This window comes from Marinoscillum sp. 108 (assembly GCF_902506655.1).
In the GTDB taxonomy this organism is placed as follows: Bacteria; Bacteroidota; Bacteroidia; order Cytophagales; family Cyclobacteriaceae; genus Marinoscillum; species Marinoscillum luteum.
Window position 1 is genome coordinate 3,341,774 of the sequence record NZ_LR734808.1, and the last position, 26,655, is coordinate 3,368,428.

At 46.8% G+C, this 26,655-nt stretch carries 16 protein-coding genes and 1 tRNA gene; 10 read left to right on the forward strand and 7 right to left on the reverse strand.

Going from position 1 to position 26,655, the window contains the following annotated elements; all coding sequences use genetic code 11:
* Positions 1 to 116 precede the first annotated feature (116 nt).
* The 5 genes from recQ (at position 117) to GV030_RS13620 (ending at position 5,588) form a co-directional block, all read left to right on the forward strand.
* On the forward strand, positions 117 to 2,297 hold the full coding sequence (gene recQ / locus GV030_RS13600) for a DNA helicase RecQ (protein WP_159582919.1): 2,181 nt from the start codon (positions 117 to 119) through the stop codon (positions 2,295 to 2,297).
* A 77-nt stretch (positions 2,298 to 2,374) separates the two neighbouring features.
* The gene (purD, locus tag GV030_RS13605; RefSeq protein ID WP_159582921.1) at positions 2,375 to 3,661 is read left to right on the forward strand and encodes a phosphoribosylamine--glycine ligase; all 1,287 of its coding nucleotides are present in this window, start codon (positions 2,375 to 2,377) and stop codon (positions 3,659 to 3,661) included.
* 89 nt (positions 3,662 to 3,750) lie between these two features.
* Positions 3,751 to 3,834, forward strand: a tRNA-Leu gene (locus GV030_RS13610).
* Between the two features lie 96 nt (positions 3,835 to 3,930).
* Positions 3,931 to 5,118, forward strand: a complete 1,188-nt coding sequence (locus GV030_RS13615; RefSeq protein WP_159582923.1) for a regulatory iron-sulfur-containing complex subunit RicT — start codon at positions 3,931 to 3,933, stop codon at positions 5,116 to 5,118.
* Positions 5,115 to 5,588, forward strand: a complete 474-nt coding sequence (locus GV030_RS13620; RefSeq protein ID WP_159582925.1) for a gliding motility lipoprotein GldH — start codon at positions 5,115 to 5,117, stop codon at positions 5,586 to 5,588. Before GV030_RS13615 ends, GV030_RS13620 begins: the two co-directional genes overlap by 4 nt.
* Before the next feature lie 2 nt (positions 5,589 to 5,590).
* Here the strand turns inward: GV030_RS13620 and GV030_RS13625 are convergent, their stop codons facing one another.
* On the reverse strand, positions 5,591 to 9,586 hold the full coding sequence (locus GV030_RS13625) for an AAA domain-containing protein (protein ID WP_159582927.1): 3,996 nt from the start codon (positions 9,584 to 9,586) through the stop codon (positions 5,591 to 5,593).
* A gap of 10 nt (positions 9,587 to 9,596) precedes the next feature.
* Positions 9,597 to 10,508, reverse strand: a complete 912-nt coding sequence (locus GV030_RS13630) for a ComEA family DNA-binding protein (protein WP_159582929.1) — start codon at positions 10,506 to 10,508, stop codon at positions 9,597 to 9,599.
* A 127-nt stretch (positions 10,509 to 10,635) separates the two neighbouring features.
* Between GV030_RS13630 and hemA the strand changes: the two genes are divergently transcribed.
* A complete protein-coding gene (hemA, locus tag GV030_RS13635) occupies positions 10,636 to 11,898 on the forward strand; it encodes a glutamyl-tRNA reductase (protein ID WP_159582931.1) in 1,263 nt (420 codons plus the stop codon).
* A gap of 31 nt (positions 11,899 to 11,929) precedes the next feature.
* Positions 11,930 to 14,071, forward strand: coding sequence for a WG repeat-containing protein (locus GV030_RS13640; protein ID WP_159582933.1), 2,142 nt, complete (start codon positions 11,930 to 11,932; stop codon positions 14,069 to 14,071).
* Between the two features lie 7 nt (positions 14,072 to 14,078).
* Here the strand turns inward: GV030_RS13640 and GV030_RS13645 are convergent, their stop codons facing one another.
* Genes GV030_RS13645 through GV030_RS13665 form a run of 5 tightly spaced genes read right to left on the reverse strand, consistent with a single transcriptional unit; the run spans position 14,079 to position 21,322 of the window.
* Positions 14,079 to 15,332, reverse strand: coding sequence for a pitrilysin family protein (locus GV030_RS13645; protein WP_159582935.1), 1,254 nt, complete (start codon positions 15,330 to 15,332; stop codon positions 14,079 to 14,081).
* Positions 15,332 to 16,552: a type IX secretion system outer membrane channel protein PorV gene (gene porV, locus GV030_RS13650; protein WP_159582937.1), complete on the reverse strand. Its 1,221-nt coding sequence runs from the start codon at positions 16,550 to 16,552 to the stop codon at positions 15,332 to 15,334. Before porV ends, GV030_RS13645 begins: the two co-directional genes overlap by 1 nt.
* A gap of 30 nt (positions 16,553 to 16,582) precedes the next feature.
* On the reverse strand, positions 16,583 to 19,957 hold the full coding sequence (porU, locus tag GV030_RS13655) for a type IX secretion system sortase PorU (protein ID WP_159582939.1): 3,375 nt from the start codon (positions 19,955 to 19,957) through the stop codon (positions 16,583 to 16,585).
* A gap of 49 nt (positions 19,958 to 20,006) precedes the next feature.
* On the reverse strand, positions 20,007 to 20,684 hold the full coding sequence (gene pssA / locus GV030_RS13660; RefSeq protein ID WP_159582941.1) for a CDP-diacylglycerol--serine O-phosphatidyltransferase: 678 nt from the start codon (positions 20,682 to 20,684) through the stop codon (positions 20,007 to 20,009).
* Positions 20,681 to 21,322 (reverse strand): MBL fold metallo-hydrolase, encoded by a 642-nt coding sequence (locus GV030_RS13665; RefSeq protein WP_159582943.1) that lies wholly within the window; start codon positions 21,320 to 21,322, stop codon positions 20,681 to 20,683. The genes pssA and GV030_RS13665 overlap by 4 nt, the downstream gene beginning before the upstream one ends.
* Before the next feature lie 56 nt (positions 21,323 to 21,378).
* Between GV030_RS13665 and GV030_RS13670 the strand changes: the two genes are divergently transcribed.
* From GV030_RS13670 to GV030_RS13680, 3 genes are read left to right on the forward strand one after another with little or no spacing between them, the layout of a single operon-like run.
* Positions 21,379 to 22,425, forward strand: coding sequence for an FAD-binding oxidoreductase (locus GV030_RS13670; protein ID WP_159582945.1), 1,047 nt, complete (start codon positions 21,379 to 21,381; stop codon positions 22,423 to 22,425).
* Positions 22,422 to 25,703: a translocation protein TolB gene (locus GV030_RS13675; RefSeq protein ID WP_159582947.1), complete on the forward strand. Its 3,282-nt coding sequence runs from the start codon at positions 22,422 to 22,424 to the stop codon at positions 25,701 to 25,703. The genes GV030_RS13670 and GV030_RS13675 overlap by 4 nt, the downstream gene beginning before the upstream one ends.
* Before the next feature lie 8 nt (positions 25,704 to 25,711).
* The gene (locus GV030_RS13680; protein ID WP_159582949.1) at positions 25,712 to 26,584 is read left to right on the forward strand and encodes a YicC/YloC family endoribonuclease; all 873 of its coding nucleotides are present in this window, start codon (positions 25,712 to 25,714) and stop codon (positions 26,582 to 26,584) included.
* Positions 26,585 to 26,655: the final 71 nt, after the last annotated feature.

A 26,655-nucleotide genomic window follows, 5' to 3' on the forward strand; every position in this document is an offset into this window, starting at 1 on the left:
CAATGCTACAACCTGCACAGCAGTGTCTCTCGTCTATTGAATATCTGAGGGCCATTGGTGCGGCAAATACCAATATTTTTATTAATTTATACATCCCTTGAACGAAGAGGATATAGATGGAGACCGGAATCGATTATAAACTTAAGGAAACACTGAAGCGTGTTTTCGGCTACAATACCTTCAGAGGCACTCAGGAGGAAATCATCCAGCATGTAATGGATGGGAAAAATACTTTTGTCATTATGCCCACAGGGGCTGGAAAGTCACTGTGCTATCAGCTTCCGGCTATTGTGAAGGAAGGTACAGCCATAGTCATTTCACCTCTGATCGCTTTGATGAAAAATCAGGTGGATCAAATGAATGCAGTAGGGATTAATGCCAGATTTCTCAATAGTACCCTGAATAAGGGGGAAATGACCAGGGTAAAGAAGGAGACCCTGGCTGGTGATGTGAAGTTGCTCTATGTGGCGCCAGAGTCTCTTACCAAGGAAAGCAACATAGAGTTTCTGCACAAAGCCAATATTTCGTTTGTTGCCGTGGATGAAGCCCACTGTATCTCAGAGTGGGGTCACGACTTCAGGCCCGAGTATCGAAAAATCAAGTCCATCATTAAAAGCTTCGGTGATATTCCGATTGTGGCGCTCACCGCCACGGCCACTCCCAAGGTGCAGTTGGATATTCAGAAGAACCTTGAAATAGAAGAAGCAGAGGTCTTCCAAAGCTCATTTAACCGAACCAACCTCATCTACGAGGTGAAGCCCAAGAAGCAAGCAAAAAAACAGCTTATCAGAATCGTAAAAGAGCATAAGGGCGAATCCGGGATTGTTTACTGCCTGAGCAGAAAAAAGGTGGAGGAAATCGCGGAGTTTCTAAAAGTAAACGGTGTGAATGTGGCACCATACCATGCAGGCATGGATGGAAATGTGCGAATGAAAAACCAGGACGCATTTCTTAATGAAGACGTGGACGTGATCGTAGCCACGATAGCCTTCGGTATGGGTATAGATAAACCCGATGTTCGTTTTGTGGTGCACTATGATGTGCCCAAGTCCATCGAGGGGTACTATCAGGAAACAGGCAGGGCCGGTAGAGACGGTATCATGAGTAAAGTGGTCATGTTCTACAGCTACAATGATATCCTGAAACTCGAAAAGTTCAACAAGGATAAGCCAGTTACTGAAAGAGAGAACTCTAAGTACCTGCTGGAGGAAATGGCGCTATATGCAGAGTCTGCGGTATGTCGCCGCAAGCAATTGCTGCATTATTTTGGAGAGGAGTACCACGTAGAGAACTGTGAAAACTGTGACAATTGCCTCCATCAGAGAGAGCACTTTGATGGGCAAGACTATGTGAAAAAGGTGATAGAGTCAGTGTCACAGACAGAAGAGCGGTTTAATCTCGACCACCTGAGTAAGGTGCTACTGGGCATCAAGTCTGAGCACGTACTGAGTTACAACCATCACAAACTTAAAATCTTCGGTGCGGGCAAGAGCAATGATGAGCACTTCTGGAAGTCCATCATCAGACAGACTCTGTTGAATGAGTTTATTTGTAAAGACATTGATAATCCCGGCGTATTCAAGCTCACCCCAAAGGGGGTGGAATTTATGCTGGATCCTTATCCGGTAGACCTGGTCAAAGACCATGAATACGAAACTGAGGGAGAGGAAGAAGAAATAGAAAAGGAGACCATTAATACCACGGCGTATGATAAGGTGCTCTTTGATATGATCAAAAATCTGAGGAAGAAGGTAGCCAAGCAGAAGGATCTTCCACCTTACGTTATTTTTCAGGATCCTTCAATGGAGGAGATGGCCACGCTTTATCCCACCACCATGGATGACCTCATCAAGATTGTGGGTGTCGGGGAAAGCAAAGCCCGCAAATTCGGAAAGCCGTTTTTGGAGATGATTGAAAAATATGTTGAGGAAAACGACATTATCACCGCATCAGATGTGCTGGTGAAGTCGTCTGGCGTCAAATCCAAGAACAAGATTTTTATCATCCAGCAGATTGACCTGAAGATAGACCTGGAAGATATAGCCGAGTCAAAGGAGATGAAATATGAGCAGCTCATACGTGAAATTGAAAACATTTGCTTCGGAGGCACCAAACTCAATCTCAATTACTACATCGATCAGCTGCTGGATGACGAGCGTCAGGAGGATATCATCGATTATTTCATGAATGCAGAGTCTGATAGCATTGAAGATGCCATGGAAGAGTTGCGCGATTTCTATTCCGAGGATGAAGTGAGACTCATGCGAATCAAATTCATGTCAGAACATGCGCATTAATCCTTAATAACGCCACAAAATTAATTTAGACCGTCTATTTTTGGGCGGTCTTTTTTTTGACAAAATCAAAATATCCAATGAATATACTTGTGATTGGCTCAGGTGGGAGAGAACATGCCATGGTCTGGAAGATCCGGCAAAGTGCTAAATGTGATGAGCTTTTCGTGGCGCCCGGCAATGGAGGCACACATGATCTGGCCACTAACCTTTATATCAGCGTAGAGGATCATGATGGCATCAAAGCGGCTATATTGGAAAAGCATATCGATTTGGTGGTGATAGGTCCGGAAGTGCCTCTGGTAAATGGTCTGGTGGATGACCTGAAAAATGACCCTGCTTGCAAGGATTTGTTGATTGTGGGGCCAGGTCGAAATGGGGCCATCCTGGAAGGGAGCAAGGAGTTTGCCAAGGATTTCATGAAAAAATACGGAGTGCCAACGGCTGCTGCTGAAGTATTTGACCAATCGAACATACAGGAGGGATATCAGTTTCTGGAAAAACTTAAGCCTCCGTATGTACTCAAAGCGGATGGTTTGGCTGCGGGTAAAGGGGTATTGATCACGGAGAGCATCGATGAGGCTAAACAGAATCTGGATGATTTGATCATCAACAAGAAGTTTGGCGATGCCAGCGCCAAGGTGCTGGTAGAGGAGTTTCTCCCGGGGATAGAGGTTTCAGTATTTGTGCTAACAGACGGAAAGGATTACCTCATACTTCCTGAGGCCAAAGATTATAAGCGCATAGGAGAGAAGGATTCAGGACCTAACACAGGGGGGATGGGCGCCATCTCACCAGTTATCTTTGCGGATAAGGATTTTATGAAAAGGGTGGAGGATGAAGTGGTGAAGCCTACTATTGAGGGCATCAGAAAGGAGCAAATGGATTACACTGGTTTTGTCTTTATAGGGCTGATGAACAGTGGCGGCGTACCTAAGGTGATTGAGTACAATGTGCGGATGGGAGATCCTGAAACGGAGGTAGTCCTGCCGCGGATTAAATCTGATTTTGTGAGTCTTCTCGAGGCTGCAGCACGCGGCACTCTTGCTAGTCAAAAGCTTGAGGTGGAGCCCTTCACCGCGGCCACCGTGATGCTCGTGGCTGGAGGATACCCCGATGCCTATGAGAAGGGAAAGGAAATATCATTTACAGATTCGATGAAATCCGTGATCACGTTTCATGCCGGCACCAGAAAAGTGCAGGACAAACTGGTGACAAACGGGGGGCGTGTAATGGCCCTGACAGGACTTGGTAAGAACATGGGGGAGGCACTTAGTCATTGCTACAAAGCGGCTGAGCATGTCAAATGGGAAGGGATTAATTTCCGTTCAGATATTGGATTTGATTTACAAGAGTTGGGTCAGTAGATTTTAGCAAAAATCTACCTAGCTTTGAAAAGTCAATGGTAAAATTATCAGGCCAATATTTTGGTTTCCTGTGATTTTACTTCTTTAATGCCAAAGTGGCGAAATTGGTAGACGCGCACGTTTCAGGGACGTGTGAGCTTACGCTCGTGCGGGTTCGACTCCCGCCTTTGGCACAAAACTTTCCCACTGCTTTGAAGTGTTGATGCTTCAAAACTTAGATCTTTCACTTGTTCGTTATATTTGGTATTTTAACCTAAATAATTCAAACCATGGGATGTGCATCGTGTAGTACGGCTGGCAGTGAGGATGGAGTGGCCTTAGGTTGTAATAACAATGGCGGCTGCAGTACTGGCGGCTGCAATAAAATGAACGTGTTTGACTGGCTTTCCAATATGGAAGATCCTATAGTCAGTGATTTCAATATAGTGGAAGTCCGGTTCAAGAACGGACGCAAAGAATTCTTCACGAATAATAATCATTTAAACCTGACTACCGGCGATGCTGTGGTAGTGGATGTGCCGAATGGTCATCATATCGGTCACGTGTCCCTGCAGGGGGAGCTGGTGCGTCTTCAGATGAAGAAGCGTAGCGTAGAAGAAAACGAAGAAATCAAAAACATTTACCGCATAGCTTCCCAGCGCGACATTGATAAGTACCGGGAAGTGAAAAAGCGCGAAATGCCCACGCTCTATCGCACCCGTCAGATCATCGAGGACCTCAAGATCGGCATGAAACTGACCGATGTGGAGTATCAGGCAGATAACACCAAAGCCACTTTTTACTATTCCGCAGAAGAGCGGGTTGATTTCAGAGAGCTGATCAAATTGCTGGCCGGCGAATTCAAAATTCGTGTGGAGATGCGTCAGATTAGCCTGCGCCAGGAGGCCGGAAGGCTTGGCGGTATCGGCTCCTGTGGCCGGGAGCTTTGTTGCTCTACGTGGCTAGGCGACTTTAAGAGTGTAAGCACCCAGGCAGCACGGTATCAGAACCTTTCATTGAATCCGAGTAAACTTTCAGGTCAATGCGGACGTCTCAAGTGCTGCCTGAACTATGAGCTGGATACCTACATGGAGGCGCTCAAGGATATTCCGGAAGTGGAAAAGCCCCTGGAAACAGCCAAAGGGAGGGCCAAACTTCAAAAGACTGATATATTCAGGAAAATCATGTGGTTTGGGTACGATGATGAAAACACCTGGTATCCACTGGATGTGAAACGGGTGAATGAGATCCTGGAATTGAACAAAGCCGGAAAGAAACCTGTGACCCTGGCTGAGGATGTGGTGGAAGTGGTGAAAGATGACGTAGGGTTGAATAGTGACCTGGTGGCCATGGATAGAAAATTCTCCAAAGGAGATCCAAAATCTAAAGGGAAGAACAAAAAGCGCAAGTTCAATAAGAATAAAAACAAGAACAAGAACCGAAAGAATCGTCCCAATAATCAGAATAAACCATCATGATAAAATCGATTTGGCTGCTCATTCCGGTAGCCCTATTGCTGGCATGTGATCCCGATCGAGTGTTTGAAGAAAACAAGAACCTTGAAGAGGCCTATTGGCATAAAGATTCGCTGGTGACCTTTGAGTTTGATGTACCCGCTGCTGATCGCAAGTACGACCTCTATGCTAACATTAGGAATGCCCAGCACTTCCCTTTTTACAATTTGTACTACCAGTACACCCTTTCTGACTCGTCTGGGGTAGTGCTTGCTCAGGAGTTAAAGAACATTAATCTTTTCGATCCAAAAACGGGAGAACCCTATGGAAGCGGTTTGGGTGATCTTTTCGATCACAGACAGTTGCTGCTTTCGGCTTATGACTTCCCGGCCCAGGGCAAGTACACGCTCACCTTTGAGCAATACATGCGACAGGATAGTCTGGCGCTGATTATGTCAGTAGGGGCCAGACTTGAGCAGGTTACAGGGCAATAGACTTACTCTTCCATTCGGTGAATAAACTTCTCCAGTTTTTCCTGAGCTTGAGAACGGTTGATCCAAAATTCTCTGCTGTAAAACTGTAAAAACGGCCAGCCTTTCTCTACGAAATGAGTTTGGCGGTAACTATGTGCTTCCTTGGCCGATAGGGTATCATAAAAAAGATCATCATCCGTGAGAATCAGGCCTTGGTTCCGGTCGTTCATTTTTACCGTCAGGTCCGCAAAGGGCAGGCTCTTCTCCAGGATGGCGGTACTTTCCGTATGCGTGAGTCTGTTTCTTAGGTACCAGCTTTGATGGTGGTTGGTGTCTTCCTGGCTTTCGGGTTGCCACTGGCCATCACTCACGTTTTTGGCATATTCCAGATAGGCTTTTAGCAGTTTCGGGCCTGGGTTGACGGTTTGCTCGGTGTGGAGCTGATGGGGAAGCAGGCTGGTGATGACGTAGATCGCTTCACGTGCGCGGGTGATGGCCACGTTTAGCCTGTTTTCGCCTCCGGCCTGATTGAGTGAACCAAAGCGGAGCTGTAGGTTGCCTTTCAGATCAGGGGCATAGGCCGTACTGAATATGATGATGTCGCGCTCATCTCCCTGCACATTTTCTATGTTCTTGACAAAGAGCGAATCCGGGATGGTAAGTTCGGATGCGTCTTGTTTCTGCTCTACCAAATCCAAAATGAGCCCTTGCTGATTGTTGTTGAAGGTGACTATACCAATGGATTTATCAGGGTGAGATTGATTGAGTTTTTTCAAGAGCGCTATCACAGCCTCTGCTTCTTCCTGGTTGGTGTTGTTTTTCCAGGTACCATTTTGTTTTAAATAGTGGATGTTGGGCTTCCCATTTTTGGCCAGATGATAGTCGGGGAGTAGCTTGAGCTTGCCATTGTAGAAGTGATGATTGGAAAACTCGATCAACTCCAATGACCTGCTACGGTAGTGACCTCTCAGGCTTACCTCTGTCAGGTACTGTTTGGCCAGACCCAGCAGAGAATCCACCTCCAACTCTGGCGCATCGTCAGACTCGTCTTCCCATCGTACCCGGTAGAGGTCGTTGGGCTGAAGCTGCCTATCATCACCCACTATGACCACTTGTCTGCCGCGGTACATGGCCGGGATGCCCCGCTCAGCAAAGCACTGAGACGCTTCGTCAAAAATAACCAGGTCGAAAGTCTCAGCCATAGGGAAAATAGCCGATGCGGACTCTGGAGAAGCCAGCCAGCATGGGAGCAGGGAGAATACCTCTTCATGAAACTGTGAAATGACCCTTCGTATAGGCCAGATTTTCCTTTTCTTGGTGACCTGATGATACAGATCCTTGTAGGTTACCAGATTATTGAGCCTGTTATATTCCAGGTTTTCATAGGTTCGTTCCCGTGACTTGAGCAGTAGTATTTCTTTACTGATGCTCATTTTGTCTTCAATGGCCTGCTGTAGCTCCTGTGTGAGGTGGTCAATCTTGAAGGAAGAAACAGCCCTCAAAATGGGGTATTTGGTTTCAATGTGATCGATCCAGGCCAGGGCGAGACTGTTTTCAAAAAGACTGATCACTTTTTGCTTGTCCTCATGATCTCTGTCCACGAGTTCTGAAATGATTTTTTCTTCCTCTCTGGTAAACCCTCCTTTCAGCTTGTGATACTCCACCAACGCATCAAAATCCTCAGTGAGTTGCTTTTGAATGATTTCCACCCGCTCCTTGCCGAGGAGGATACTGCGTACCTGCTTTTCAGAAATGTATTTGGCCCACCGTTGGAGTTGCAGAGGGATCTTTTCAAGGAACGAGAGGAGCGCCCCGAGAGCGGAAATATAGGATCCACGATCCACTGTTTTGGATGGGATAAACTGTGTGATGGTTCTCACAGCTCGGGTCAGCTGTATACATTTTAGCCCCAGTTTTTGGTAAAAAAACCAATTCTGGATGTCAATTTTCCGAAAGGTTTTGGGAAATTCTATAAGCCAAGGGGTTTTCTCTATTTTGGTGACAATGTGCTCATAGTTGAGTCGGTTGTCAATGCGTTTCAGAAGAATCTCAAATCCCTCCCGGTTGCTCTTGAGCTCGTTCGCTACCAGCACACGGGTGATGAAAATTTTGTCTGCTGAAAAGAGTCGCCACCTGATCCAGCTAAACAGGTTTTTTCGGGCACGTATGGCGTGCTCCAGCGCTTCCTGAAAGCGACCGAGTTCACTTGAGGCCAGCGAAACCTCAGGTCCGTCCCCTTTAAAACACTGCAGCATGGTTCGTTCCAGATTGGAGAGCCATAGCGGGTCTTCATCCGGATCAAACTCCATCATGTGCTTATAATACTGGAACACGGTCTCGTTATCCAGGTTGGTACGCAGCATGCTGAGGTCTTGCTGATGGGATAGGAAATGCAGGCAGGTTTCAAAGTCAAGGGCCAGTACGGCAAATTGGAGCGATTCAGTTTTTAGTCTGAGCTCAAACTCGGGAATCTCTTCCAGGAGCGCCTTGATCTTGACAAAGTCCTGACTTGTGAAGGTGGCAAAAGAGGGCCCAGAGATCCAGAAATGTGGTTTTTTTTCAAATTTCTGATAGTAATCGAGAAACCGTGAAAGTCGGCTGATAAACTCGGGGGCATGCTGGTAATCAAATTGTCGATATTGCTGATTGAGGGAAAAAGAAGGCTGCTCGGGATCTGATGTGAGGTAAAGTTCTTTTACCGACTTTCCACATTCAGATTCATCGAAAAGGGCCGTTTTGAACTCCTCCAACTCTTCTGTGGTCTGATCGATTTTTCTACTGGCCTGCAGGAAGTTACGCTCCAGGTGGATGGCATCCAGGCCATTGTTTTTTTGGCGGTATTCATCCAGACTGTCCACCTGTCTGGCGATTTGCCCGAAAATATCTTTCCGATCATTTTTGAAATCATGGACCAGGCCGATGAAGTCATGGAGCTCCTGCTGCTGCAGGCGGGCATACACCACATCCAGCGCCGCTTTTTTCTGGCAGACCAACAGCACGTTTTTTCCTCTGGCGATAAAGTCACTGATCAGGTTGCAGATAAGCTGAGACTTGCCTGTACCCGGAGGGCCTTGCACGGTGAGGGAATTGCCGTTTTTGATCAGTTTGAGTGCATACTCCTGCGAGGCATCCATCTCAAACGGCGTGAAGGTGGTCTCTTCCTTTACCTGATCGGAAAAGCGAATGTTTTGAGAAGCCTCCGGATCCTCTTTGATTCGGGAGGTAAAGAAGTCCGATAGATCCGTGGTTTTCGGATTTTCCAGTAATTTGACGTAGTCCGGTACCAGGTAGGAGCCCGCCTGTGGGAAAATGCCCAGGACAGCTTCTGGATGTAGTTTTAACTCACCATTTTTTTGATCTGTTTCGAAATCCGTTTTTTTGTAGTTGACAAAGGGGAGTAACTTATCCAGAAAATTTTCCTGATTGAAGTTTAATTCCAGATTGCTCTCCTTCAATATTCCGTAGAGCTCCGTGCGGTACACAGTGCTGTCCCGGTCCAGATCGGTCAGCACAGATTCAATTAATTCCTCGTCCAGAGAGGCTTTATTGTAATATGCATAGCTGAGCAGAAAGGTTTTGTTGAAGGTGATGTTTACATCCTTGCGTTGCTCCAGGTGCCAGCCGTTAGGGCCGCGACTCAAAGACACCGGGAAGAAAATGAGTGGGCACCTGACCAGGGTTCCATCACTGAATTTACCCCGGACGAATGGCCACCCAACATAAAGGTCCCGGGCCCCTCGCTCCTGAAAGATAAACTGTTCTATTCGCTGAATTTTTCTGAGTTTCTGGCTGGTAGTGTTGACAGACTTATCTCTCGCATCAAATTCATCGCAGAGTTTGATGCGCTCTTTTTGACCTATGAGTGCTTCAATCACACTGAAGCTGGGTTCATTATTGGCAAAATCCAGATCGTGAATGTCGAGAAACTGATCCGAGATCAACCTAAGGAGGAGTAGTGATCGATTGTTTCCGGACAGATTGGTGAGCCTACGTAAGTAAGATTGTAGAATTTTCTCCATAAGGTGTCCTTCACGGATTAGGTGAAAGATAGGGATATATTTTTTGATATAAACTGTCGCTGAGAATCTTTATGGGTTTTATCTGACTGACAGAATCTAAATGTCCCTGCTGCTTGCGGAAACTTACAATGGCCCTTGCCAGATTGTAATCGATGTAGGGATGTGTGTAGAGGTGTTTGAGCGAATCGGTATTAATGTTGATTTTTCTCACCTCTCCGGTGAAAATAGCCAGATGCGATAGCTTGTTGATGACCTCCGGGTCAAGGCCGTAAACCTCACGCAGCTGATCGTTCGAGTGGAATCCACCGAGTTTATCTCGAAAAGTGACGATTCGCTCAGAGAGCACAGGGCCTATTCCCCGGACAGTCTGTAAATCAGCTGCTGTTGCGCGGTTAATGTCGAACCTTTTCTTACTTTCAGTAACCTTTTCTACGGGTACTATTTTCGATTCTTTGGGAGCGATCACCTCCGGGAGCTGGATTTTCGACCACAGCGCCTGCACACGCTCTTCTGAGATGCCGTATATTTTAGAGAGGTCACTTTTCACCTTAAAGGACCCGCCATGTTCACGATAGTTGATTAGGTTAGTGGAGGCTTTTTCGGAAAACCCCAAGGAGATAAGGTCTTGTAGGGAGGCCGTGTTAGGGTCAAAGGGGAAGGATTTGGGTTCCACGATAGGGGAGGTGATTTCCGGACTTTTAAATTCTTTCAGCTCCAAAAAGGATTCCAGCTCTTCTCCCCACTGGCGCAAAGATTCTTGGTCAGCAGTGAAACTTTCTTTGTCCGATCGCGATTCAATGAGATAGATTTTGGGTAGTACGGCTGCCAGAAAGGTGACGAGAATCAAAACGAGGGTGCCATTGGCTTCAGATTTCGAAAAGCCAAGCGTGTCAATTATCCACTGTCTGATAAATCTGATCATTGACCGGTGTTTACAAACAAGAATAATAGATTTTTATGATAAATGTCATGTGGTTAATAACGCATCGTGCCTTATTTTTGCAAACACTTGAAATTTTCACGAAAAAGTAAAGTAGCGTAAAGGATAGATGCAGAGACATTTTAAGGCAGTAGGGATATCTTATAAAAACACTCCGTTGGAGGTGAGAGAGTCCGTGGCTTTTGATGAGCCGCAGACAAGGCGTTTTCTGGTTCAGCTCAAGGAGATGTTGAGTGTGGATGAGGCGTTGGTGCTTTCCACCTGCAATCGAACAGAGATCTACTATTTTGCTTCCGAGAATCTAAACAAAGAAATCAGCGGGTTGGTGGATGTGTTTCATGGTATTTCTACTACCGCACCATCAGCCGGATATTTCAAACCGTTCACTCATCGGGAGGCGGTTCGGCATTTGTTTGAGGTGGCGCTTGGCCTTCAGTCAATGGTCCTAGGGGATATCCAGATCACCAATCAGGTAAAGAAAGCTTATCAGTGGGCGGCTGATGAAAACATGGCGGGTCCATTTTTACATCGCCTGCTCCATACCATATTTTATACGAACAAGCGGGTAGTTCAGGAAACTGCCTTTCACGACGGAACAGCTTCTGTGGCTTCTGCTGCCGCCAGCGTGGCTGAGAAGTTTATGGTCAATTATACCGCTCCCAAAGTGGCCATTGTGGGAATGGGAGAAATCGGTCAGAATGTGGCTGAAAACCTCAAAGGGGTGAATGCGGAGATCACGCTCCTGAACCGGACTTTCTCTACAGCAGAGGCTAAGGCTGCTGAGCTGGATTATCTGGCCAGGCCGTTTGAAGAGTTGGACGCGGTGTTAAAAGACGCGCACGTGATCATCAGTGCGGTGCAGACTCCCAGTCCAATTATCCATGCAGCGCACCTCTCAGAAAACTCTCATCCCAAATTGCTGATAGATCTTTCGGTACCCAGAAGTATTGCCGAGGATGTGGAATCCGTATCCGGTGTGCTGCTCTACAACGTGGATCAGCTTCAGGAGCGAGCCTCAGAAGCTCTTGAGAAGCGAAAATCTGCAGTAGCTCTGGTGAGCGCCATTGTCACTGAGAGTATCGCTGAGTTTGACAACTGGTCACAGGAGATGGAAGTATCTCCTACCATCAAGAAATTCAAGCAGGCTCTGGAGGACATCAGAAAGCAAGAGCTGGCCAGATATACTGACAAGGTAGATGAGGCACAGGCCAAGCTTCTCGATAAAGCCACCAAGAACATGATCCAGAAAGTGATCAAGCTCCCGGTGTTGCAACTAAAAGCGGCTTGCAAACGGGGTGAAGCTGATTCTATGGTGGGGCTCCTCAATGATCTTTTCAATCTCGAAAAGGAAGAAACCAAAGATTCCGAGTAGTCATCTAGCTTTACCTTCTCTATATTTGAGCATGCGTAAATCCTACGTTTTTTTGGCTCTGTTTTTTTCTGGCTTGGCTGGTTTTGCGGGCGAGTTGCGCATCATCACATCTGGTGGTTTGCAGGGTGTGGCCAATGATCAGGGTCAGGTGGTAGTGCCAGCAATCTATGAGAAGCTGGGCTGGTCCAATGGGCAAAGTGATATCACGAGCGAGTCTATCGGATATTTTGAAAATGGGAAGTGGGGACTCATCAATATTAAGACTACCAAGCTCACCAATGCCAGATACACCACGCTGGAGCCTTTTAATGATTTGCTTTTCGAGGCAGGGATAGCCGGAAAATTCACCAATATTATTTTCCGTGGGTTGATTGACAGCAAGTCCCAAGTGCATCTCGATTTCAAGTACTACACCATTGATGATTTGGGAGATCACCGGCTACTCGTGTCAGAGTACGTCACCGGAGGTGAGTTGCGCTTTGGCGTGTATACAGATCAAAATGAAAGATTGATTGCCCCGGAGTATGCTTCCATAGATCGGGAAGGGAATTACATTTTGGCGAGAAACAAGGCCCGTAAAGCGAGAATCTATAACCTGAACGGTCAGGTGGTACTGCCCGTATGGGTGGATGAGGTAAAGCCCACCTCGGAGGGCCTGGTGGTTATCAATGAGGGGTATCAGGGTTTTCTTGATCATCACGGCAAGTTGATCCATGAGCTTACTTACAAGTCAGTTGAGGATTTGGTGAAGTTTCCCCGCTGGGAAGTGAAAAAGCTGAATGGCGCTGAGCAACGATTTTTTCTCTGTGATTCTTTGAGTTACGATTATGAAACGGACTTACTTATCGCCCATGTGAACAATGCCGAACACATGCTGGGTGCTAGCGAGACACTCTTTCAGGATCAGCAACATGGCCTAAAGTACATCAGCAACGGTTTCTTGGTGACACGCAATAAGTACCTCCAGACCTGGGGGATTTACAAGACAGATGGTCGTGAAGTGGCCATAGGGTTTGATTCAGTCGCTGTGGATGCTGATTATTTTTATGCAAAATCAGGGGCTAGCTGGGATGTGTACAATCTTTTTGGCAGGAAGATCAATGACCGACCTTTTCAGCAGGTGAGGAGCTCTCAGGAGCGCCATGTGCCGGTCAGGAAAAATGATTATTGGGGCTGGGTAGATTTTCAGGGTGAGCAGCTCATTAATTATCACTTTGAGGATGTTATACCCACCACTAATCCGGGCCATTTTATGGCTAAAAACTATGGCAGATGGGGCGTGAGTGGCTTTGACGATGAGTGGCTGATCATGCCTCAGTATGACAGTGTTTATGCCTATCAATCGTTCTATTTGGCCGAAAGAGGCTTTGCCACTCATGTGTATAGCCTGGGTGGGAAGTTGTTGTATGAGTTGCCATATACACTGATGCCGGGAGATTTTCTGGCTGTGCAGGACTCTGCCAGTGTGGGAGCTGTGACTGATCAGGGGTACTATATTTATCCCGAATATGATGAGGTGAGTCGGCATGGTGAGTTTTTTGAATTGAGAAAAGGTACCATCACGGGGCTCATTTCCGGGACGGGGCGGGTGCTCTTAGGCCCAAAAGATGCGGTGGAGGATGTGCTTTCTTATTCAGAAGGGTACTTCCATATCATCAAGGATGGGAAGCACGGTTTTGTAGATGAGAACGGAAAACTCAGGATTGCTAACCGGTATGACTCGGCGCAATATTATCATGAAGGGCTGGCCCCGGTAAAATTGCTGGGGAAATGGGGTTTTGTAGACCCCGCCGAGAACTTGGTCATTCAGCCGTTTTACAGATACTCCAGCGTGTTTGATCATGGTCTGGCTGTGATTCAGTCGGGTGAGCATTTTGGAATTATCAATCAGGAAGGGGAAGAAGTGATAGCCCCTGTATGGAAGTACATCGAGCGCCTCACCACTGGCAATTACAGGATCACAGACTGGGATATGAAAATGGGTCTGGTTGATGCCAATGGTAAATTTATTGTACGTCCCAATTATGGGTCCATAGAAGATACCGATCAGGCACTCATCATAGCCGGCCGATCTGGTAAAAAAGGAGTCCTGGACTACTCAGGGTTTACTAAAGTACCGTTCGACTACCAACAGATACAGATTGTTGGAGATTACTTGTTATTGAGGAAATAACCGTGATTTAGACCACTTTCAAAAAGATCAGATCATCCTCACCAAAATATTGGGTGGCCATTTCGCAAAGATTTTCAGGTTGTACAGTGTCCAGCGTATCCAGGAAATTGTAAAAGTATTGCTCGGTAAGCCCGGCCTGTTTCAGGCCTTTGATCATTTCATGTGAGCTAAAAGGGGAATCGAACGAATTAAGAAACTTACCTTTCATGTAGTTGACCACCATTTTGAATTCCTCTGCGGTGGGTGTCTCACTTTTCAGTCGGCTGATTTCTTTGAGGATCTCCTGATGAGCCAACTCGGTTTTCTCACGGAGAATCTCTGAGCTGATGGTCCAGTAGGATGCATTTTGTAAATGGACGAGGCTGGAGTGAATTCCGTAAGTCAGCCCTTTTTTCTCCCGAATATTTTTCATCAGGCGTGAGCCAAAAAAACCTCCAAGTAGCTCATTGGTGATCTTTAGCAAGTGAATGTCTGGGTGAGTCCGGTCAATCATGACCTTGCCCAGGCGGATACTGGCCTGTGTGCTGTCCTCACGGGTCACTTCCAGATACCTGGTGGTTTCCAGGGGATGGTTATTCACCGGCTGAGAGGCATGAAAAGCCACGTTGCCAAAGAATTGCTCAATGGCTCCAATCTCCTCGTCGGTAACCAGGCCGGAAATAAAAAGCCGTGGAGCCGTGAGGAGTGCATTTTTGAAATGGAGCAAATCCTGATAAGTGACCTTTTCCACCATCTCCACGTCCATCAATAGTCCGTAAGGATGCTCTTTTCCAAAAAGCATTTCCCTAAACTTCAGGTTCGCGAAAGCATTGTTTTTGGCGTGCTGCTGACGCACTTGCTCTATCCTTATTTGCTTGAGGGTATTGAATTCGCCCTCCGGAAATACCGACTCGGTGAGCATCTCCACCAGCAATTCCAATAGTGCAGGAAAGAACTTATTGAGTGTGTAAAGTTTGATTGAGACCCCATCCAGAGTAGGGATGACTTCCAGGTGACTCCCAAAGAAGTCAAAGGCTTCCGCAATTTGTTCGGATGACTTGCTTTTGGTGCCCTCAGTGAGCATTTTGAAAAGGTAAAATGCCAGGCCGGGAGAAGGTTCTTCCCATCGGCCTACTGGCACAGCTATTTCAAACAGCACCAAAGGCTGTAATCCCAGATTGACAACCGTCAGCGGGATATTACCCAGCATGATTTCTTTAGGCTGCGGCAGGTTGGGTCTGGCTACAGCTGTTGCTTCAGGGGCTACTGATCTGTTTGGCATTAATTCACCGTTGGCTCTTCGTCTTTGGTATCGAAACTAAAGACAAACGAAAGTCTGAGTGTGTTTCCCAGCGGGTGATTGTTTTCCTGAGGCACCAGGTATGAAAAATCGATTCCGAAAACCTGGTATTTAAAGCCAATACCGGCGGTAAAGTATTTTCGATTTCCTTTGTTCTGATGCTCATAGAAATAACCGGTGCGGATCGCAAAAACCTCGCGATAGCGATACTCCAGTCCGGTAGAGATCATGATCTCCTGCATTTCTTCACTGAATCCATTAGGGGCATCTGTAAACGAGCCGAAAGCACCGCTCAGCAGTGGTCGGTTAGGATCTTCTCCCTTAGCGATTACCGGGTCACCATTATTATCTGTCACCAGATTACCATCAGAATCAACTTCGTAGATGGGCGGAGTGGGAACCAGGAGTTTATTAAAATCCAACAGGAACGCCACACTGTTGTAGGGATCCATATCAATTTTGAAGGCTGTTCCCAGACGTAGGTTGGTAGGGATAAAGTCTTCATTAGAGTCATTGCTGTAGGTGATTTTTCTACCGAAATTAGACAGATGCGCACCGAAGGACAACTCCGAATTCATGCCGTTGAAGATGAGTTCTTTGGTGTAGTAAAAACCCAGGTCGATTGCCACACTGGTGCCAGCTTTGGCGTCAGGGGCGCCAGTGATGTTTCCAGACAGGTTTGACCAGATGTATCGGGCAGTTACCCCCACACCGATGTTTTCAGAGAGCTTTCGGCTGTAGGTACCATCAAAGGCAGCTTCTCTTGGGTTTTCCAATCCAAGGGGTTCGCCGTTAGAGTCTGTCAATTGGATTTCGCCCAAATCGAAATATCTCAGAGAAACGCCGATGGTCTGAATTCTGTCAATCTTCGTGTGAAAGGTCAGGTAATTGAGGGACATGTCGTCCACAATGTTTCCCAACCAGGGAGAGTAGGAAAACGAAAATCCAAGATCGTCTTCTATGAAAGCGAGTTTGCCATTGTTCCACTGTACACTGTATTCATCTGGTGAGGAAGCCACGCCGGCATCTCCCATGGCTGAAGCACGGCTGTCCGGAGCAAAACTCACGAATGGTACTGCCACGGTAATAGGGTTTCGGGAGCTGTCTTGTCCCGAGATGTAAGCGGAGTTATTTTGAGCCATTACCCCGATCGGAAGTAGCCCGACGAATGTCCAAATGGCCTGTTTAATACGTAAACTCATTCAATGATTTTTTAAGGTTGGCAAAGATAATTAATTAATGATTATTAGGCGTTTGATAACTTCATTGGTAGCATCATCCAGCGTACTGGTCACTTTTAGTCGATACAGGTAAACGCCTTTGTCCAATGGAGCTCCCTGATAGTTGGAGGCTCTGACGGTCAGATGATCCACTGCTCTTGGACTGCTATCCACTTGAAAGTTACTTTCCTGTACCAATTCACCCCGCATATTATACAATGATATTTTCACTTCCAATTCTTCGTCTTCCCGATCATGCTCAAATCTGAAAGTAGTTTCCCCAGCTTGTGACACTGGATTGGGGTAATTAATAGCATTATACAGTCTTATGATTGGTTTTTCGGATACCTTAAACTCAACTGTGGTTTCGGCTGCATTATTGTGCGCGTCAAAAACTTTTAGGGTGGCTGTATACTTGCCGGCTTCCAGGTTTTGAAGCGGAAAAAGGACAGTGCCACTTTTGTAGGTGTCAGTGTGCGCGGTGTAAAACTCATTGAGCACGATTTCATCACCACTGTTGATCCGAAGGGTAATTCCCTGATTGAAGCCATTGTCGGAAATGTTAATCCCTGTTTCGTCTGACAGGTTGGCGATCAGGAGACTGTTGGTGCCCACAGTGCCTCCGGGTGAAAAGGTAGAGTCATTAATGAAGACTTTAATTCTGGGAGGAGTGTTGTCTTCTGACACCTGATCAGCTATGCCGCCCAGTACAAAATTTCTGGAAGCACCAGAGGCATCCGTCCGTTCGTTTTCGTTCCAGGCATACATGGTGAGTTTGCCAGGCTGAAATTTGTGTGAGATGTTTTTGGGGAGGATAAACTCCGTATCAAAGCGCCCATCTGTCACAGTGATCTCCCCTCTGAATAGTGAGTTCGTTTGGTCCGAATAGGTAAAGGGATCGCTTTCCTGTCCTTTCGTGACTTTTTCCTGTGGGATGTCCCAGAGTGTGACAATGGCCTTACCTGAAAAGCCAGGTACCAGAGCGCCTTGAGAGGTAATTTTCCCGGAGAGCCGATAGACTTCCAATGCACTCAGGGTATCCTGCTCCGTTTCCATCTGGTCAAAGCTGATATTGTGCTCTGGGTAGTTGAGGGTGAGCATGGGGTCTCCGAGGAGGGAAAAATTTCTATTGATGGGGCCGCTCAGGCTGGCGTTTTTGGTTAGCCGGATGATGTCGCCAAGTCGCGGATGCCTGCCGTCTATTTTCTTAAAAAGGTTTTCGTGCAAGGCCTGATTGACAGGAAAATTGGTGTGTGCATACACAGGCCTGGTGGTGGTGAGCAGTGCGATGGCTCCACCATTGGGATTGAGTAGTAGCCGCTCAGCCCCTGAAACGAGGATGGGGCTGTCATACTTCCCAAACTGACAAGTGGCTGTAATAAACAGCGGAAGTTTGTGCCGGTTGGTAAGGTTACGAATGACCGAAAGTGTGATAACATTCTCTTCGGTGAGCTGGCTTTCATTGCCATGCCCCATGTAATTGAGCATAAACACACCGTCTTTTATGGTGTTTTGAAAGGCCTCCTGAGCAGGAGAAGGATTAAGGTCTTTGCTTTGATCATACAGGTCCAGATAGAGCTTCCGGGCAGTGTATTCTATGGCGGTGGTGTCTACAATCTGAAAAAATTGCTCGGCCTGGATCATGTGAGCATTGCGATCACCATCGTCAGAGAAATAGGCAATCTGGTCTCTCCACTTTCCAAACACTTGAGTGGCGGTTTTGTACCTGATGATCTTGTCGACCACATCGTGGGCTTCTTCGGAGGTTTTTACCGGCAATCTGCCCACGCCAATGTCCATGGTATGGTCTTGATATGGGACTAGGAAGGTGGTAGAAGAGTTTTCTTTTCGCTCACCTTCGTACCAGGTGCCCTCATCTTCTTCCATGAACCCAAAATAGTCGTCGGAAGAGTGACTCAAAATGTTATGGGCCGATTCGTGAGACTCATACACCGGTACAAAATTGGTGTTATTGCTCAGCCGGTCTTTGTAGTCATAGGATGCGTCACCAAAGAGCAGGAGGTACTTGATTTTCCCGCTTTTGAGGTAGCAGTACCTCGCGTAATCACGGATGGCTGTGAGGTCCTGTCGGCCAGCCGAAAACTCATTGTACACCTGACTGGTGGTGACTACTCCCACAGAGAGGCCACTGTAGGACTGATGGAAAGCAGCTAGTCTGTTGGCCGCATCCAGAAAATCAGGATGGGTGACAATAAGCCCCTCATTGCCCGCCAGACTTTTGATGTTTTGGTTGCCAATGGGATGGAAATAGGTTAGCGAAGGAAAATCGCTCCCATCAAAGGCGACAAAGGTTTGCTGGGCATACTGGTTGGAAAATTGAATGTTGGAGTTGACGATGCTGCTGTTCAAGCGGCGCGCATTGAGAGGGTCGGTAATGTCCCATACCTGTGATTGGTTCGTGGCCTGACTGATTTCAAAAGTACGGAGACTACCAGGAGCCAGTCTGATGATCATTTCCTTGTCATCACCAAGGTTGATTTTTCGCTTGATGGCCATCACAAAAAAGTCCAGGAAGCCAAGAGAAGTATCTACTCCAGAGGCAGGTTGAAAGGTGAGTGTCAGCGTGACTTTATTACCCGAAACCTGTGTCTTCGCATTAATAGCATTGTATTTGATTTTCTCGCCGTATACACCATTCTGAATGGCCTCTATCGGGATATTACCTAAGACATTGTTATTCACACTGACATCAAAGGAGCAGGGGCCTTCGGAGTTGGCAGCTACACTTACCCATGCCTCCACAGAATCCGCTGATCCCGACAGGGTGTATTCAAAACTTTGCTGGACATCCTGATTCTTCTTAAATTTTTCACCCAGCCATTGGCGTCCGGATCTAAGCTGGTTCTCTATATCTATTTCATGAGTGATATAATCGTAATAGGAAGTGGTAACGCTTCCGGTGGGGGCAGGGATTTCTGCAGTAGTGATGCGCTTGCCGGGCTCCCCTCCAGTGGTCATGAAGTAGTAAAGTGTATCGCTGTAAAGGTTGTTTTCATACACAGGAGCGCCGGTACTATCCAGCATGAGCTTGTCAGGTCCTTCGCTGTAAAAAAGAAAATAATCCTGATCGTCCAGACGGCCATCCTGATCGCCCACTCCCCAAATGGCAAATTGCTGGGGGTCTGAAAACCTTTCCACACTATTGGCCTGAGGGAGCATCCCACCATGTGGGGTTCCATATATTTTTAAGGTTCGCGGATCAAAGCCAGCATTGATCCCCACCTCCTTCACGAGGAAATTCTTGTCGAGTTTATAGATGCCTTCTTTGGTAAGGCCCACTTTGTGCCATTGGCCATTCGATAGTACACTTTGGCCCATAGACCAGGTGGCGATACTCAGTGTAAGGAAGGTGATTAACAGGCGCATCTATCTACCAACGTGCATTAAATGGATAAAATTATATTTCGACATGGGATTAAACGCTTGAACGGGTGCTTAAATTCCCAACAATAGAAATGACCAGGTACACAGGGATGATCAGGGGAAGGGCAGCATCCTGCAGCGCGGCCAGCAGACCTATGACCACCATCATCAGGAGGTATTTCCACTTGTTGGCAGCCCAACTCACCCCTTTAAATTTAAGTGCAATGAGTGGCAAATTGGCCACCAGCAACAAACTGGAAACAACGGTGAAGATCAGTAACCCTAAGATAGATAGCTGAAAAGCGGCCGGTAAGAAGGTGAGCGAGGTGATTAGTACGGTATTGGCGGGAGTCGGGAGCCCTATGAAGTGATCGGTTTGTCGGTCATCAATATTGAAACGAGCCAGGCGAATGGCAGAAAACACAACAATCAGAAGACCCGAAAAAGCCAGGTACTCATTGGTGGGTTCCTGATCCCTGATGAGCATGACCATGTACAGGGCCGGCAGCAACCCGAACGAAATCATGTCTGCCAGAGAATCCAACTCCTTGCCTATGGCCGATTGCACGCCCAAAATCCGGGCGGCAAACCCATCCATGAAATCAAAAAGCCCGGACACAATAACAAAGTAGATGGCCAAATGAAAGTCACCCTGGAGGATGGTGATACATCCGAGGGCTCCTGTTACCAGGTTAAGACAGGTGATAAAATTTGGAATGTGCTTCTTCATGCGCCTTTGATGAACGGATTGTTTGCCTTTTCATAGCCCACGGTGGTAGAAGGGCCATGCCCCGGGAAAACCTCTGTTTCTTCGGGAAGGGTGTAGACCTTTGTTTGAATGTTTTTCAAGAGCTGCGCATGATTCCCTCCGGGGAGGTCAGTTCGGCCTATGCTTTCGCGAAAGAGTACATCACCACCTATCAATTTCTTCTCACCGGAGTGATAAAACACCAAATGCCCTGGTGAATGCCCTGGTACGGAGATGCATTCCAGAGTAGTCTCTCCAAACTCTATATGATCCTCTTCTTTCAGAAGCCGATCAGGTTCGGATTCACTGTACTGATGAATCCCCCACTGTGGAGCGTAAGCTTTCACCGCTCTGAAAATTTCCAATTCACCCTCAGGTAGCCAAAGGGGGCATCCAAATGCCAGTTTCATGTCGTAGTTCCCCAAGACATGATCGATATGGCAGTGGGTGTTCACGATGGCTTTGATCAGGATGCCTGTTTTTTTTATGAAATCAGTTAATTCTTCTTTTTCGTAGGACTCGTAGCAGCCGGGATCTATGATCACACCCTCCATGCGATCATCCCAGAGTACATAAGTGTTTTCGTAGAACGGATTAAATACAAATGATTTAATTTTCATTTATTCAGATTCAATGGTTCAGTATGATGCAAATTTGTGAAAAATAAGTTTAGGCCGTGGAGAAAGTCGATTATTTGATTGTAGGGCAGGGGATAGCAGGGAGTTTGCTTGCTTATGAGCTGGAGCAGGCGGGCCGGCGGGTGCTTGTGCTGAATGAAGAAAAGAAGAACACCTCATCCAACAAGGCTGCGGGGATTTATAACCCTATCACAGGCCGAAAGTTGGTGAAAACATGGCTGGCCGATGAGTTGTTTCCGGGGCTGGAAGGATACTATCTCGGCTTGGAGCAAACACTGGGTGCACACTTTATTTACCCCATGCCCATTTACAGGCCTTTTTTCAACTTTGAAGAGCAAAACGACTGGTCAGTGAAAGCTTCAGAGGCGGAGTATGCTCCTTTTGTAAAAGAATTGCGGGCAAAATCCATGCAGCTTCCGGGTGTGATCGATCCGGTGGGAGGATTGGTATTGGCTTTGTGTGGGTATGTCAATCTGCCGGTCATGCTTCGTCACCTCAAAAAGTATTTTCTGGATAAGGGAGCCTACCGTGCCGAAGTGTTTCAGTACGATCAGATGACAATAAACGAGCGGGAGGTGACGTATAAAGATATCGTGGCGGAGAAGGTGATTTTTTGTGAAGGGCCCATGGCAGTAAACAATCCTTACTGGGGATGGTTGCCATTTAAGTTGGTCAAAGGGGAGATTCTCGAAATAGACAGCCCACTGCCTACAGATTTGATCCTGAACAGAGGCGTGTTTGTCCTTCCGAAAAACGGTCACTTCAGTGTGGGGTCTACTTACGATCACGCTCAACTGGACTATGAACCGTCTGAAAGCGGAATCAAAAACCTGAAAGATCGGTTAGGTAAGTTGTATCAGGGGGAATATGCGGTTGTTTCAGAATCGGCAGGAGTTCGCCCCGCCACATTTGACCGAAGGCCGCTGATCGGTTTTCATCAGGACCTGCCCCGTATTGGCATATTTAATGGGTTCGGAACAAAAGGCGTTTCATTAGTTCCATATTTTGCCCGTCAATTGGTAAATTACCTGAACGGGGATGGTGTAATTATTCCGGAAGTGAATGTAAGCAGAGCGATTAAATGAAAGGGTTCTTATTGACAATTGTGATGGTGATGTTAGCGACGGTTTCGGCTGTGGCTCAATACTATCATACCCCATTCGGGCATAACCGGATCCAGTACAAGCGATTCGACTGGTACTACTACTCCACCAATAACTTTGAAGTGTACTACTACCCCGGAGGTCAGGAGTATGCCAATGAAGCCCTGAGTTTTCTGGAGAAGGAATTTGTGGAGCTCACAGATATTCTCGGCTATGCACCCTATACCAAGACTAAAATCTTCATTTACAATTCCATTCAGGACCTTCAGCAGAGCAATATTGGCATAGGTGGGGATGTTTTTACCATTGGGGGTAAGACCGATTTTGTGAAACTTCAGGTGGAGCTGGCCTATCCGGGTCAGGCCTATGAGTTTAAGCATGAAATGATTCATAAACTCTCCCAAATCCTGATCAATGACATGATGTTTGGGGGTAGTCTGGCGGAGATCTTTCAAAACTCTTATCTGCTTTCTCTCCCGGAGTGGTTCATTGGTGGTGCGGCCCGCTACCTAAGCTACGGATGGTCTCAGGAGATGGACGATTATGTAAGAGATTATCTGGACCGGAAGAAGATCAAAAAACTGGTGAAAATACAGAACGAAGAAGCTGAAATCATCGGTCAGTCCATCTGGAACTATATTGCCATCAAGTACGGGAAGAGTAATATTTCCAATATTCTCAACCTCACACGTATCATCCGCAACGAGGAAAACAGTATCTCCAGTACCCTGGGGATCTCCTTCAAGGATTTTTTGGGTGACTGGCAAAACTACTACATGCTCCAGCGGGAGGAGATCGAAGAGAATTATCGTGGGCCAAAGCAGGAAGACATCATCGCTGGGTTCAAGAACAAAGACATCACCCTCTCGCATGTGAAGATGAATGCCGATGGCGATAAGGTGGCCTATGCTTACCATAAGAATGGTCGGTATGAAGTGAATGTGTATAATCTCACTTCAGGAAGGGAATCCACGGTGGTGAGAGGAGGCTACCTGATCAACGATCAGGATATTGATTACCACCTGCCGCTGATCGATTGGCAAGACAATCAAACATTGGGGGTGCTTCTTTATAAGCGAGGATATTTGTACCTGAATACCTATGATGTCATCAATGGAGATAAATTTCAGAAGCCCCTCAATCGATTCAGGCAGGTAGAGAGTTTTTCTTTCAATGACAATGGAAAGCTGGCCATTATCAGTGGGGATGTGGATGGTCAGAACGATCTGTTTTTGATCAGTATGCGGCGCAATGCCCTCAAACGCATCACCACAGACCTTTATGATGACCTTGATCCGGTGTTTATACCAGGCACCTCCACCATTGTGTTCAGCTCCAACAGAGAGACTGATTCTGTGAAAGTTTCCAGCGCAAAATCAACACTGGAGGCAGTGGGCAATAATTACAACCTGTTTGTCTACAACCTGGATACTACCACTACCAGTTTTGTCCGCCTCACTAACACCTATAGTGTGGATCGCAAACCTATTGCCAAAAATCAGAATGAGATCTTTTACCTCAGTGATCAGAAGGGGATTACTAATTTGTACAAATACAGTCTGAGGGATTCTACTTTCGTGCAGGTTTCTGACTTTCACTACAGCATCATCGACTATGATCTGGCTTTCAATAATCCCGATAAGCTCAGTTTCATGATGCTGGATGAGGGCAGGCCAAAGGTCTTTGTGGAGTCTCCCTATGACCTCAATAGAAGGATTTTCACCCCACAGACAGGGCGTCAGCGATTGCAGCAGGCCCGGTTTATTGCTGCCCGGTTACCTCAAAGAAAGAAACCAGAGCCCGAGCCCATTCCCGAACCTGAAATCGAACTGACGGATATTGATTCATTGGTCTTACCGGATTCATTCTTTTTTGAGGAAGAGCCAGAGAAGGATGCGGTGGTGTTGGACAAACCAAAGGATGATGGCCTGATTGATACCGATAATTATGTGTTTGAGGAGGATGTGAAGGCAGCATTCCGACCAGAATCATTCTTTTCCAGCTACAGAAAACTGGAGCGGGAGTCCAGAGTGATAGGTCCACAGCCTTATGATCCCAGATTTAGTTTCAACAACCTGATTACCTCCTTCGCCATAGACCCGATAAGAGGGTTTAGCATTCTGTTGGAGACGGAGATCAATGACCTTCTGGAAAACCACCGACTCAACGGGGGCGTGCTCACCAATACCGACCTGAGGAGTGCCAATATCTACGGGGAGTACCAGTACCTGAAATACTGGATGGATTTTAAAGTGCGATTTGACAGGAACACTTATATCATCGATCCAAATGTGAGTTTTCTGCGGGGCACTCAGGAAGGAGACCTTATCCAGAAATACACCCTCAATCAGGTGGAAGTAGGCGCATCGCTGCCTCTTACCAACACTTTTCGGTTTGAGGTATTCCCATTTTATGCCAATACCCGTTTTTCAAACCTTCAATGGGAAGCTGTGATCCAGAATAATACTGCTACAGTATTGGCACCTAATAGCATGGTTCATTATGGAGGTGCTCGGGCAGCGCTGGTCGTAGATAATACCATCGAGAAAGGGTTTAACATTTATCAGGGTACCCGTGGGTTGATAGAGTTTGAAAACTATCTGGGATTGAACGGGATGGACAAAAGTTTTAGTCGACTCAATGTGGATCTGAGACACTACCAGAAAATTCATCGTGAATTCACGTTAGCGGGTCGGCTGTTCTACGGACGGTCTATGGGAGCCAACCAGCAGAATTACCTGATCGGAGGGATGCAAAACTGGTTGTTCAATAGTTACGAAGATCAGGGTGTAAATGATCCGCTGGCTATGTCCAATGCCAGGGATAACTCCAATATCCTGTTTTCAAAGTTTGTGACTAACCTCAGGGGGTTTGATTACAATGAGCTCTATGGAACCAACGCATTGGTCTTCAATGCAGAGCTGCGCTTGCCAGTCTTCCGCTATTTTTCCAATGCCCCCATTTCATCAGCTTTTTTGAGAAATTTTCAGCTCATTGGCTTTTATGACCTTGGCACGGCCTGGACAGGGAAGCCACCTTTTACACAGGAGGGGAGTGCTTTCACCAAGAAGTATGTCGTAGAGGGGTCAGCATTTAGTGCGGAGCTGGCCAATTTTCAGAATCCATGGCTGGCTAGCTATGGTTTTGGCTTGCGGACGGTGCTTTTGGGGTATTATTTAAAGGTGGATGTGGCCCATCCTATTCGGGACTTTGCAATAGGAGATACCAGAATTCACCTTACTCTCGGATTAGATTTCTAAATTAGCGCATGCTTTATTCAATGACTGGTTTTGGATCTGCCGAGGCAGAGTCCAAAATGTACCGTGTAAAAGTGGAGATCAAAACCTTAAATAGTAAGTTTTTGGATCTGGCACCGAAACTTCCAAGGGAGCTTGCGGACAAAGAACTGGAGATTAAAAACCTCATGACTCAGCACCTGAAGCGTGGAAAGGTAAATCTCACGATAGAGTTGATTCCGGTGAATCTGGAAGAGCCTGCCGTACATATCAATCAACAATTATTCAAAAGTTACTACCGTCAGTACGAGCAACTGGCAGCGGAAGTGGGTGCCAACCCCAAGGATTTGTTTCGGCTGGCCCTGCACTCTCCTGATGTGATTGTGCCGGATGGGGGTAATAATGAAGTAGACTGGGAAATGGTACAGGGCGCGCTGATGGAAGCATTGGAGAAATGCAATCAGTTTCGTGCGGCAGAGGGGAAAAGCCTTCAGGAGAAGCTATCCAGCTATTTGGATGGTATAGCGAATGGCCTGGCAGAGGTGACCGAGCATGACCCACAGCGAATCAGCCAGATCCGTGAGCGCATCTCCTCCAGCATCGAAGATATCAAAGAGAAAACACAGGTAGATCAGAATCGATTTGAGCAGGAACTCATCTATTATATTGAAAAACTAGACATCACTGAAGAGAAGGTCCGTTTGGGCAGACACCTGGAGTATTTCAGGGAAGTGATGGAGTCAGGGGATTCTCAGGGTAAAAAACTAGGATTTATTTCTCAGGAGATCGGACGTGAGATCAACACTATCGGTGCTAAGGCCAACGATGCTGTGATCCAGCGCGCAGTGGTGCAGATGAAGGATGAGCTGGAGAAAATCAAGGAACAAAGCATGAATATTATTTAATCGGGTTTAGGCCTGACCATAAAAAAACAAGCGCGACAGGATATGATCCTGTCGCGCTTGTTTTTTGTAAT